The sequence below is a fragment of the Sediminibacterium sp. KACHI17 genome (genome assembly GCF_040362915.1).
In the GTDB taxonomy this organism is placed as follows: domain Bacteria; phylum Bacteroidota; class Bacteroidia; order Chitinophagales; family Chitinophagaceae; genus Sediminibacterium.
In genome coordinates, this window is the sequence record NZ_AP029612.1 from 776,113 (window position 1) to 789,018 (window position 12,906).

11 protein-coding genes are annotated in these 12,906 nt (G+C 40.2%); 1 reads left to right on the forward strand and 10 read right to left on the reverse strand.

Going from position 1 to position 12,906, the window contains the following annotated elements; translation table 11 throughout:
- Positions 1-76 precede the first annotated feature (76 nt).
- Positions 77-1,042, reverse strand: coding sequence for a polyprenyl synthetase family protein (locus ABXG83_RS03315; RefSeq protein WP_353550069.1), 966 nt, complete (start codon positions 1,040-1,042; stop codon positions 77-79).
- A gap of 104 nt (positions 1,043-1,146) precedes the next feature.
- Here ABXG83_RS03315 and ABXG83_RS03320 point away from each other — a divergent pair, with 104 nt between their 5' ends.
- Positions 1,147-1,623: a hypothetical protein gene (locus ABXG83_RS03320; protein ID WP_353550070.1), complete on the forward strand. Its 477-nt coding sequence runs from the start codon at positions 1,147-1,149 to the stop codon at positions 1,621-1,623.
- A gap of 93 nt (positions 1,624-1,716) precedes the next feature.
- On the opposite strand, the gene ftsY is transcribed toward ABXG83_RS03320, so the two are convergent.
- From ftsY to ABXG83_RS03365, 9 genes are all read right to left on the reverse strand, one after another.
- Positions 1,717-2,682 carry a signal recognition particle-docking protein FtsY gene (gene ftsY, locus ABXG83_RS03325; RefSeq protein WP_353550071.1) on the reverse strand — a complete coding sequence of 322 codons (966 nt, stop codon included), beginning with the start codon at positions 2,680-2,682 and terminating at the stop codon, positions 1,717-1,719.
- 83 nt (positions 2,683-2,765) lie between these two features.
- A complete protein-coding gene (locus ABXG83_RS03330; protein WP_178889157.1) occupies positions 2,766-2,939 on the reverse strand; it encodes a DUF4295 domain-containing protein in 174 nt (57 codons plus the stop codon).
- A 2-nt stretch (positions 2,940-2,941) separates the two neighbouring features.
- Positions 2,942-3,124 (reverse strand): 50S ribosomal protein L33, encoded by a 183-nt coding sequence (gene rpmG / locus ABXG83_RS03335; protein WP_133472563.1) that lies wholly within the window; start codon positions 3,122-3,124, stop codon positions 2,942-2,944.
- A gap of 28 nt (positions 3,125-3,152) precedes the next feature.
- On the reverse strand, positions 3,153-3,389 hold the full coding sequence (gene rpmB, locus ABXG83_RS03340; RefSeq protein WP_178889158.1) for a 50S ribosomal protein L28: 237 nt from the start codon (positions 3,387-3,389) through the stop codon (positions 3,153-3,155).
- 243 nt (positions 3,390-3,632) lie between these two features.
- Positions 3,633-6,191 (reverse strand): M14 metallopeptidase family protein, encoded by a 2,559-nt coding sequence (locus tag ABXG83_RS03345; protein ID WP_353550072.1) that lies wholly within the window; start codon positions 6,189-6,191, stop codon positions 3,633-3,635.
- A gap of 85 nt (positions 6,192-6,276) precedes the next feature.
- Complete coding sequence (locus ABXG83_RS03350) at positions 6,277-6,654, reverse strand: retropepsin-like aspartic protease (protein WP_353550073.1); 378 nt, start codon at positions 6,652-6,654, stop codon at positions 6,277-6,279.
- Between the two features lie 103 nt (positions 6,655-6,757).
- Positions 6,758-8,383 (reverse strand): ATP-binding cassette domain-containing protein, encoded by a 1,626-nt coding sequence (locus ABXG83_RS03355; RefSeq protein WP_353550074.1) that lies wholly within the window; start codon positions 8,381-8,383, stop codon positions 6,758-6,760.
- Between the two features lie 135 nt (positions 8,384-8,518).
- The gene (locus tag ABXG83_RS03360; protein ID WP_353550075.1) at positions 8,519-12,079 is read right to left on the reverse strand and encodes an HYR domain-containing protein; all 3,561 of its coding nucleotides are present in this window, start codon (positions 12,077-12,079) and stop codon (positions 8,519-8,521) included.
- A 35-nt stretch (positions 12,080-12,114) separates the two neighbouring features.
- The gene (locus ABXG83_RS03365; RefSeq protein WP_353550076.1) at positions 12,115-12,588 is read right to left on the reverse strand and encodes a hypothetical protein; all 474 of its coding nucleotides are present in this window, start codon (positions 12,586-12,588) and stop codon (positions 12,115-12,117) included.
- Positions 12,589-12,906: the final 318 nt, after the last annotated feature.

Consider the following 12,906-nt stretch of genomic DNA (forward strand, 5'->3'; position numbering starts at 1 on the left):
GTTTTGGTATAAAGCAATCTGAATGAATGCAAATGGCTTTCCCTATTTGCTATGGATGACAAGATAAACGAATCTTTTAATATTCACGCTGTATCAGAAAATTGGCTAATTCCTTCAAAGGTTCTTTCCGCACCGAACGAACCGCAATAGCATCCAAATGCTGTAGCGCCGTTTGCAGGTAGGTATCTTTCAACTCTTTCGCCCATGCATCAATATTGCAATCACGGAATATTTGCAACACTTGTTCCACCTTATCCGGTGGATTCATTTGCATCAACTGAAATAGTCGGTTTTTCTGATCGGTATTGGCGACTTCCAATGCATGTAACATCAGGAAGGTCTTTTTATTCTGGCGAATATCTCCTCCAACATCCTTTCCAAATTTTTCAGGATCACCAAAAGCATCCAGATAATCATCTTGTACTTGAAAGGCGATCCCTAAATTTTTACCAAATTCATACAGGTGTTTACAATTGCCTTCGCTGGCTCCCCCAATGATAGCACCCATTTCCAAACTGGCAGCCAATAGTACAGATGTCTTTAAGCTGATCATATGAATATAATCATCCAGCGACACAGAACTGTTGCGTTCAAAATCCATATCCATTTGCTGACCTTCACATACTTCTCTTGCAGTGGTATTGAATAAGTGAAGTATCCGATGAATGTATTGAGGTTGAATCTTGTTCAAATAATCATAGGCTTTGATCAACATCACATCCCCGGCCAATAAAGCAGTGCTTAACCCGTATTTCATGTGAACTGTTTCCATCCCTCTACGCAAGGGGGCTTCATCCATGATATCATCATGAATCAGCGTGAAGTTGTGGAATAGTTCTATCGCTGTTGCCAATTCCCAGCTATCCGGATGGATCTCGTCAAACAATTCATTGCCCATCAAACACATCACAGGTCTGATCCTTTTCCCTCCCCATGATAAGAAATACTCATTGGGTTCATACAAACTGGCAGGCTGTTCAGGAAAATGTCTGGTAGCGAAATGATTGCCGAATTCTGTTACTAAATCTTTAAAACTGTGCATAATACAAACCTAAATATAAAACCAAAAGCAACCTTAACTATTCCTTCCGGAATCACAGGATTATTTTTGGCACGATTTTATCTTATACAGACAAAAACACTGTTATGAAAAGAATAGTTCTGTTAACCCTGATCGTTTTGGCTGCGAATGCGGCTATGTCTCAAAGTACCGGCTCTACCTATAAAACCGCATTGGGGGTAAAAGTATATCCCGGAGCCATCAGTGTCAAGCATTTTACTAAAAGCAATGTAGCACTGGAAGGACTTGGTTATATCTCCAATGATGGATTTCGTTTAACGGGTTTATATGAATACCATGGAAATTTTAATGGTGTAGAAGGATTGAAATGGTATATCGGTGGTGGTGGACATATCGGTGTATGGAGTGATAGCTGGCGCAATCGTTATCCAACACGTAATGATGGACTTGCTATTGGTATGGATGGCGTATTGGGTGTTGATTACAAAATCAAAGGCGCTCCATTAAACCTTAGTTTCGACTGGCAACCTTCGTTCAATTTTATCGGATACAACTACTTTGAAGGTGGTTGGGGTGGAATTGGTATCAGGTATACTTTTTAAGTACGAGACCTGGAAATAATAAACAAGAAATAGGAAATAAATATTGGGAAAATAGAGTTCACTTTTTATTTCCTATTTCTTACTTTTTGCTTTTTATTTTTCTGCTACACTAAACAGGCTGCTTACAAAAGCGTGTTTATCAAAGATGATCAGGTCATCAATTTTTTCTCCTACACCAATATACTTAACAGGAATTTTGAATTGATCAGCGATCGCCAGTACAACTCCCCCTTTCGCAGTACCATCCAATTTGGTGATAGATAAAGCAGATACCTCAGTTGTAGCGGTGAATTGTCTGGCTTGTTCTAATGCATTTTGTCCGGTAGAACCATCTAATACAAGCATCACTTCATGTGGTGCATCAGGAATTACTTTTTGGATAACACGTTTGATCTTACTGAGTTCATCCATCAGGTGAAGCTTATTGTGCAAACGACCTGCAGTGTCAATGATCACAACATCTGCGTTGCGGGCCACAGCGCTTTTAACGGTATCAAAGGCAACCGCGCTGGGATCTGACCCCATGGCTTGTTTAACGATGGGAACACCTACCCGCTCACTCCAAATGGTCAGTTGATCAACAGCAGCGGCACGAAAGGTATCTGCTGCGCCCAATACCACTTCTTTACCTGCTTTTTTATAATTGTGTGCTAGTTTTCCGATGGTCGTTGTTTTTCCAACACCATTTACACCTACCACCAAGATGACGTATGGTTTCTTTCCTTCGGGGATCTCAAAATCCTGATAAGAAAGTTCAGGTGCATCTACCAGTAGTGCAGCAATTTCTTCCTGCAATAACTGATTGAGTTCCGCTGTGTTTACATATTTATCCTGCTTTACTCTTTTTTCAATCCTTTCAATGATCTTGATGGTGGTGTCGATCCCAACATCGGCACTTACCAAAGCTTCTTCAAGGTTATCCAATACTTCATCATCAACAGTTGTTTTACCGGCAATTGCTTTGGTGATCTTGGAAAAGAATCCTTCTTTGGTCTTTTGTAAACCGTGATCCAGACTTTCCTTTTCTTTCTTCCCAAATAATTTATCAAACAAACCCATACTACCTGATTTTATGGATGCAATTAAATACAAAAAGCCTTCCCGTGTAAGAGAAAGCTTTTAATATGATAAGGTCAGAAAGATTACTTCTCTGACATGAAGTCTTTAACCTTGTCTTTGTGTACAATAGCTTCTTTGAAGGTGTATGCACCTGTCTTTGGGCTACGTACCGCTCTGATCACTTTAGTCCAGTTCTTAGCTTCAGCGGCTGCTTTCTGGTCTTTTACTTTCGCGTTTTTGGAAGCTGCTTTTGCCATGATTATTTGATTTCTTTATGAACGGTTACTTTTTTCAAAATTGGATTGAACTTCTTCAGTTCCATACGCTCAGGCGTATTTTTCTTGTTTTTGGTAGTGATATAACGGCTTGTGCCTGGCAGACCTGTGGTCTTATGCTCAGTGCATTCCAAAATCACCTGTACCCTGTTACCTTTCTTTGCCATTGTATTAGGTAGTTTTTTCTTTTGTTAATTAGATCTTAGCGCCCTGGGCTCTCATTTCTTTGATCACAGTTGCCAAACCATTTTTGTTGATGGTTCTTAAAGCATCAGTTGAAACCTTCAGGGTTACCCAACGGTCTTCCTCAGCAAAAAAGAAACGCTTCTTTTGTAAATTGGGTAAAAAACGACGCTTGGTCTTAATGTTTGAGTGAGAAACACTATTTCCTACGATCGGCTTTTTTCCAGTAACCTGACATACTCTTGCCATGACTCAATTTTTTTCGGGACGGCAAAGGTAGGGAAATGCTCCAAAAAATCCATACGAAATTCTCTTTTTTTAATGAATTTGTTCACACTACCCGTATAAATTTCATTTGGGACTAATTTTTTGAGCTGGTTTTTCCACATTTCACCTTCTTAGTACCCTGATTTCTAAAAAAAATCTGTGATTTTCTGTGTCCTCAGTGGCATTTATTGCCACAGAAAACACTGAAAATCACAGAAATAAGTTTTAAAGTCTGATAATGTCTCCGAAAAACACAGCATTCATGAATAGTTTCGAAGTTCCCAACCAGAATGCTCTGAAATTGAGATTATCTACCATAGAAATTACCTTTCCCCTGCCTACTGCATCAATATTGATGGCAGCACTTTTCTTCACCACTTCCTTATAGCCCCTATACAAATACCCGCTTTGCAATGGATTATCCGTATACATCACCGGTGAATCGTAAGGATTATTGTTCTGATCCATGAACAATGTATTGGATTTAAAGATACTTACCGATGGATGGCGATAACCATATGCCAATGGGTGTGTAAGATCTAACTGCGCTTCAAACAATGAGCCGGCCATATCTTTTGCACGTTGCTCATCTGAACGCAGATAATAAGGCAACTGTAAGGTAGAATCCCTTTTTTCCTCCGCATTTCTGAAGATCACTTTAGTAAACCCATTGGTAGCAAGCCATTTCGTTGCATCTTCTGTTGCAACAAGCGTACCTCCTGCACTGATCCACTCTCTAAGCTTATCCTGTGCAGGTTTATTTAAATTGTTATAGGTACCTGATGGCATGATGATGACATTGTATTTGTCTGCATTGATGGAATTAAAACGCTCAACATCTACGATACTCACCGGCATTTGATAACGGATATCAATCATATGCCAGATCTCTCCTACATCCGTAGCACTGGTTCCTGTTCCGCCAAACATCATGATACGCGGCGTTTTTACATTATTCAAACTGGCACTTCCCAGATCAATGCCTCCTGCCGCCAATCCGGTCGGGATCGCAAATACTTCTACGCCTGTACCTGCAGCAACAGAACCGATCAGTGTTGCCAGTTCTTTTCCTTTAGAGGTTTGTGTTCCCATAGGAATGACGATGGTTCCATAATCGAATGACTCCTCTTTGCCATCAACCATCATCTTGAATTTCTGTGTAGCCACTTTTGCTTTGATGCCTTTGGATTGTAACTGGAACAACAGCTTTGGCGCATTGTAATCATCCCAACGAAAAGCATAGGCAGCTGCATTAGCTGATAAATTCATCAGTGGCTGACTCAATGGCACAGCATTGATCACTTTGGCTCCCAGCAGCTGATCAAAACCTGTTTTGAGTTCTGCAGTTGGCATACCAAAAGCAAGCGACATGGTCCATGCAGTAACATCATAAAATAAACTGTCTTTGTACTCAAAGGTTTTTTCAAAAACAGTTTTAATGATCTTGAATTGTTGTTGTGCAGCCGGAATTACAAAAGCTTTACCTGCTTTGAATTGTTTTCCATCAGCAGTAAGATCTTGCTTCAACTGAAAGATATCTACCTGATGTCTCAATAACATCTGAACGAAAATATTGGTACGTGTTTGATCAAACTGATCTCCTATCACAAAAGCTTTGACCGGATAAGCAGCAGCTTCTTTTTCCACCTCTTTATAAAAATCACGCTGGTATTTGAGCATATCCACGCGCAATTGTTTGGCAGCTTCCAAGGTAGACAGCGCTGCAGTAAACTGATTGCGAACAGTGAAAGGGAAGGTCAGTAATCCATTTTCTGTATCCTGTGCATGACCACGACTACTTGCTTGTTCAAAAAGAATACCGACGCCACCATTGATATCCGGATAGGTAGATCCTTTTCCATAGTAGAAGTCATCATACCCTTCTTTAGTGAAATACAAAGAACCAATGCTATCAAAGAATTTAGCATGATAATTTCCAATTGCTGCAGTTAACTCTTGATTCTTGGCAGGTGTATTGGGATTCACTCTTGATGGCACACCGGGCTGAAAAAAGAAAGTCGCATTACTTCCCATTTCATGATGATCTGTAAGAATATTGGGTTTCCATTGATGGAACAACTGCAAACGATTCTGACTTTCTCTATGCTGTGCAGGCAACCAATCACGATTCAAATCAAACCAATAATGATTGAATCTTCCGCCCGGCCAAACTTCATTGAACTCTCTTGCCTGAGGATCTGATACCAATGTTTGACTTTTATGCATATTGGCCCATGTTGCAAAGCGATTCAATCCGTCGGGATTGAAAGATGGATCAAGCAGGATCACTGTTTTATCTAATAAAGCATCGATCTCAGGGCCTTGTGCGGCGGCCAAATAATAGGTGGTCAATAGTGATGCATTGGAACCGCTGCTTTCATTACCGTGAATGCTATGTCCGATCCAAACAACCGAAGGCATATCATTTACATTCAAATTAGCAGATTGATTTGCCTGCGTCAGTTGAACATGTTGCTGACGGATCTGTTCTAAGTTCTGATGATTCTTGGGGGATGTAATGATCAGCGCCAGTTGTGGGCGCCCCTCATAGGTTGTACCCAATTGTTGTAAGGTCACACGATCTGATGCAGCATCGATCGCTTTCATGTAGTTCACCAAACGATCATGTGTTACATGCCACTCTCCTACTTCATGTCCAATCACTGAAGCAGGAGTGGGAATAGAAGGGTTGTAACGAACATTTTTAGGCAAGTAATAATCCAGATTTTGCGCCTGTAAACCAACCGTACATAGCAGCGCAAAGGCTAAAAGCAAATTTCTCATGATGGCTATTTAAGTTGCCTAAGATAGTAAAAACAAAAAAGCCATCCTTGAATCGAATGGCCAATTAGGTGAATACAAAAAGAAATCAGATCAATTGCATGATCATCACTTTAGGATCAACATGAACCGTATCATGATCAAAATCCAATTTCATACGCCATTTCTGCATGGTGACCGCACCTATCACAGCTTCTTCTGTTAAACCAGGCACTATTAAGAACTCATCACTTACATACACATCATGTATCCAGAAATCAACAATAATACGCTGTGAAACTTCGATATAGTGACCTTGACTAGCAGTCAAAAGCTTGCGAGTTGCACTTAATTCAGTAGGTACTTCTAATCCGGATACAAAATCAGGATGGATACAAGAAAGGTTGGCTCCACTATCAAACAAAGTATATATTCTTTTTTCCCCTAGTGATCCAGTGAACAGTAATGGAATTTTTATAACAGACATATAAAAGGGTTGTTTGAAAGCTAAACTAAATAGTATTTACTTCTAAACAACCCTTCCAAAAAGATTTGCGGGATATACGGTAACGTAATTCGTGAGAGGCGAATTAGGCGTACATTTCTTCTCTCAATTCCTTCACTCGCTTGTCTTCCATGTATTCATCAAATGTCATCAATCGATCAATAATACCCTTCGGCGTGAGTTCAATGATACGATTGGCCACTGTTTGCATGAACGTGTGGTCATGAGAAGTTAACAAAACGATACCCGGAAAACTGATACAACCTTCGTTAAAGCTTTGAATGCTTTCGAGGTCCAGGTGGTTGGTAGGTTGATCCAATACAATCAGGTTCGGATTCTGCAGCATCATTCTACTCACCATACAACGCACTTTCTCTCCTCCACTGAGTACATTGGTCTTCTTCATGATATCATCACCACTGAATAACATTTTACCTAAAAATCCACGAATGAATGGTTCATCCGCATCTGTTACATGCGAGGGAACAAATTGACGTAACCAATCCATGAGATTGAATCCATCAGTGAAAAATTCGCTATTCTCAACAGGCAAATAGGCTTTTGTGATGGTAGTACCCCACTCATACTTACCTGCATCTGCTTGCATTTTCTCATTAATGATCTCGAAGAAACTGGTCACCGCCAATGGATCCTTGCTTAAAAAAGCGATCTTCTCTCCTTTGTTGATACTGAAACTTACTTTATCAAACAACACACGTCCATCCACTGCTTTCTTTAAGTTCTCTACATTCAAGATCTGATTACCTACTTCACGCAAAGGCTGGAATATAATACCCGGATATTTACGGTTCGATGGTTCGATCTCTTCAATCGTTAATTTTTCCAACGCTTTCTTTCTGGAAGTTGCCTGCTTACTTTTCGATGCATTTGCAGAGAATCGGGCGATAAAGTCTAATAATGCCTGACGCTTTTCTTCTACTTTCTTATTCTTATCATTGATCTGTCTGCTCATCAACTGCGATGACTCATACCAGAATGTATAGTTACCGGTAAATACTTTGATCTTGGAGCGATCCACATCCGCTACGTGTGTACAAACAGTATCGAGAAAATGTCGGTCGTGACTCACCACCAATACAATATTCTCATAATCAGCCAGAAAATTTTCTAACCAACCGATGGTTTCGATATCCAGACCGTTGGTAGGCTCATCCAACAATAAGATATCCGGATTCCCAAATAAAGCCTGTGCCAGGAGCACACGTACTTTCATATTGGAAGGAATATCTTTCATCAGACTGGTATGCATATCATCTTTGATCCCCAGACTACTCAATAAAGTGGCGGCATCACTCTCAGCAGTATAGCCTCCCATTTCACCAAATTCAGCTTCCAATTCACCGGCACGGATACCATCTTCTTCAGAAAAATCAGCTTTCGCGTAGATAGCTTCACGCTCATGCATGATATCCCACATTTTTTTGTGTCCCATCAATACGGTATTCAGTACGGTACATTCATCAAACTCAAACTGGTTTTGCTTGAGGAATGACATACGTTCTCCCGGCGTAATTTCAACAGATCCTTTATTCGGCTCTATTTCTCCGCTAAGGATTTTGAGAAAAGTGGATTTACCGGCACCATTGGCTCCAATCACACCATAACAATTTCCTTTTACGAAATTGATATTTACCTCATCGAACAATACCCTTTTACCGTAAGCCAGGGTGATATTTCTTGCGCTGATCATTAGATTGCTATGTTTTTCAGGCGGCAAAATTACGCTGATTAAACGGTATTTCCATCTTCTATACAATGAATACGGGTATACATAACAAAAAGGGCCACCATTGCTGGCAGCCCTTATGTAGGGGTTACGAGAAAATTATCGTTTTACCTTGATCAGCTGAACCACCTTACGCTGATTGGCTTGTATGAATTCTGCATAATAAGTACCACTCAGGAAGTTTGAACCTACTCTCAGCGTACTATTCGGAGCCAGATTAGCCCTGCTTTCTACAGCTCTTCCAGATGCGTCAGTAATGCGCATTTGAACCGGAGCCTGCATTTTGCTTTCTAATCTAAGCGTGAAGGCATCTGAACTTGGATTTGGCATAACTACCACTTTCAACTCCGTTTCTTCACCGGCTTTTTGAATGGTTTCAGTCAATGCCTGCGCTTTCGGAGTAGTCGACTGAGGTGCATTGGTTACCACTGCACAACCCTGATCACTACAGCTACCAAGCTTATCCAGAGAATGAGCTCCGATATGTGCTGAAACTGCATTCACACTGATCTCCAGTGTCTGTGGATTACCACTGTTACCAGGAGGCACATGGCATACATACACTTTCTTACCTGCCGTACCTGGTACGCGGATATCTTTCACACAAATGCGGATCGTGGCAGTTGTTACACAACCATTGGCATTGGTTACCAGAACAGTGAATGTATAATTACCCGCAGCAGTTGGTGCAAATACCGGATTCGCAGTATTGGTATTACTTAAAGTACCGTTACCTGTCCACTGGTAAGTGTATGGTGCCCCATTTGATGCACTCACAGCTAAGGTCACGCTCTGAGCACCATAACCCAAGTAAATAGTGGTTGGCACTCCACCTGTATACACATTCGATGATGGAACAGCCGTAATGGTTGCAGTTGGAATACTACCCGTTACTGTTACCTGTGTTGTACAGGTAGACTGATTACCATTCACATCAGTTACAGTTAAGATCACATTGTGTGTTCCGATCTCTGCACAACTGAAACTAGATTTAGAAATAGTCATGCTTGCAATACCACAGTTATCAGTGCTTCCATTGTTGATATCGGCAGCGGTGATAGATGCAGTACCATTTTGCAGGTTAACAGTTACCGGCTGACATTTAGCAACAGGTGCTTCTGTATCATTCACTGTAACTGATTGAGAAATGGTACTAGTATTACCATTCACATCAGTTGCAGTCCAGGTTACCACTGTGGTACCGATTGGGAATGTAGCAGGAGCATTGCTTGTAACTGATGCCACTCCACAATTATCGGATGCAGATGGCGCTGTCAATGCAACAGTCGCTCCACACAGACCTGTATTGTTTGATACTGTCACCGCACTTGGCGTACTTGTAAATACAGGTGCAGTATTATCATTCACTGTAACGGTAAAGCTACAAGTAGACTGATTTCCTACAGCATCAGTAGCTGTAACGGTAACTGTAGTAACGCCTTTAGAGAACGAACTACCTGAAGCAATACTGTATGAAAGATTTACAGAGCCGCTGTTATCTGTTGCAGTAGCCTGATATGTTACATTGGTGGCGCAACCTTCACCTGCATTCACTACAATAGGTACAGGACATGTAATAACCGGAGGCTCATTATCCAGCACCACCACTACTTTTTGAGTGCAAGTGGTTGTATTACCTGCTGCATCAGTAGCTATCCAGTTCACGTAATTATCACCTGCGTATAAATATGGATAATTATTGCTGTTAACAGTTACAGTACCACAAAGATCAGTGGCTACAGGAGCAGTCAGACTTGACAACATCACATAATTATAACCAGGCTGAACTGAAACACGAATTTCAGGGAGACAGGTCATAACCGGAGGTGTAACATCTTTTACAGTAACACTAAACGTACACTGTCGCTGATAATACTGCTCATCAGCTCCCATGATATTGGCTGTATAAGTGATATAAGAAGTTCCCAAATTGAAGGTGGTACCACTGGCATCACCTTCTCCTGAACCGGTTGTTACACCAGTGATCACATACGTAACCAAGCCTAATACTTCTCCTTCTTTCAACTCAAAATGAGAGGCAATATTGTTCACAACTGTTGAACATGCATTTGCTGGTGCATTTACTGAAACAGATGCAGGACAATCATTATTCACTAACACACGAATAGCACCCATTTTTTCTCCGGTAGAATAATCATTCGATCTTCCGGCCATTACAATACGACCATCAGGTGCTTTTGCCATAGACTCTGACCATGAATAGCTATTGTTATAATTATTATTTGGGTGCAGATTATAGGTATTTACACCATTCTGATTCGGGCCAAAAGTATTATCCAGTGAGCCATCAACATTAAGTCTGGCCAATGAAAATCCTTGACGATAAGTATACCCAAATTGAGGGTCATACAGCTGACCATCAGAACTACCCCCTACCAATATCTTCTGATCGTTTTGAATCAATACTGCATAAGGATAACTATAAGTGTACGAATTGTAATCATAGTTATTTGTCAACTCACCCCTTCTTAAACTGAAGTTCTTTTGTCCATCACCATCAAAAGTATTGTCCAAACTACCATTCACATTCAAACGGAACACACCGGCTACATAATAGTCTCTCGTATTTCCGCCATTGTTGTAATCATATCCGTAACCTGAAACAACAATTTTGTTATCTGCCTGAACAGCGATACCGCGTCCTTCAGCATAACTGTAGTAATAGTTGTAATCATTCGGGAAAACATCAAGTTTAATAGAACCTGTTCCATTAAAAGACTGATCCAATGTTCCATCTGTATTTACCCTCACAACTCCATAAGAGTAGCGATAGTAATAGTAATAATAGTAGTACTGATTATTGCTGGTACGTGTTACCCCATTCATCACTACTTTACCATCATTACCTATAGCAATATCGTAACAGTATGCGTATGGAGAATAGTAATAACCATAGTAAGGATCATAATAATTATTCTGATCAAAAGAATGTCTGAAAACACCTGTACCATTGTTATAGGTATTATCATGGCTACCATCCGGATTGAATCGAACCATGGCATAAGACCAACTTGAGTATCCATAATAGTTATAGGTATAATCATAAGCAGAGCCAGCAACTAAAATTCTTCCATCATTTTGAATGGCGACATCTGCAACATCTGATCCATAGTTATTATTGGACGGATTGAATTGAACGATACCATCACCTCCACCAAAAGTATTGTCGATGGTTCCGTTACTGTTCAATCTAACAACCGTAAAAACATAATAACCATAGTTGTAATAGTAATCCTGATAGTATGCGTTTCCTGCAACTACAATTTTACCATCACTTTGTATAGCTACAGATTTTGCTTCGCTGTAGTTGTAGTAATAATAGTTATAGTTATTGGCATAAATATTTACAGTTGCTCTACCATTGGTACCGAAACTTTGGTCTTCGGTTCCATCCTGATTTAATCTTACGATCGTAAAAGGGTATTGCGAATTGTAATTATCATCTAAACGACCCACCAGTACAGACTTTCCGTCAGCCTGTACCGCTACGTCAGTAGCATTACCATAACTGCTACTTGGTATAACTTTTATTCCATTGCCATTGAAACTGTTATCCAAAGTACCAGCCTGGGCTAGGGTTTGTTGAGCCTGCATCATAAATAGTATGAGACAAGCGGTTATGTGTAATATTTTTTTCATTGCAAAAGATTTAATTGTAAATAAACAGGCGCCCGTTATCCTTTTACAGGCTTACGCATTTGCGCATTTTTAGGAGCTCCCTGCTTTTTCATGTATTCCTGCATTTGTTCATGAGGTCTGGCAACAGGAAGACTTCTTTCAGCTCTGACCAAATCTTTGATCTGCTCAGGATTCAGTGTAGCTTTTAATTGTGCGTCTTTTGCTGCAATGGTCTTATCCATTAACTCTTTAGAAATACGGGCTCCTGATTTTTTTTGCGCGTCAATCGTGCTGAAAAAATCATCGTAGATCTTTGCAACTTTTACTTTCTGAGTTTGAGAAAGCTGTACTCGGGGTAATACTTTCTCTTGGAAATTTTTGATCTGTTCTTGTTTACCCGGAGGAGCGAATCCTTCCTGAACTGGAACAGGGATCCTTGTTCTCTCCCTTCCGGTTTGGGCACCGGCATTGGTAGCAAGGAAAAAGACAATCATACCTAAGCTGATTGCCTGAAGCATCAATTTTCTCATGATGTTTAGTTAGTAGGTTAATAAATCCATTCTGAAAATTGCTCTGGTGAACCGATTAACAGAATAGCATAAATAAAAATCCATATCTGGCGGCAGATATGGATTTAGGAACAATATCAATAATATTTTTATTTGTATGTAGACAATTCGAATAGTGTCGACATATAGTAGATGAATAGACCTTTTAAGTAGATGAGCAATTTTCTAAGCTTGTAAAAAAACGAGATATACTAATTTAAATGGATATTTAAGGTTCTTAGGTTTAAGTAAAAACAAGATTTTTTTCGCTTCATTCGATTATCGGTGACCTATATTTAC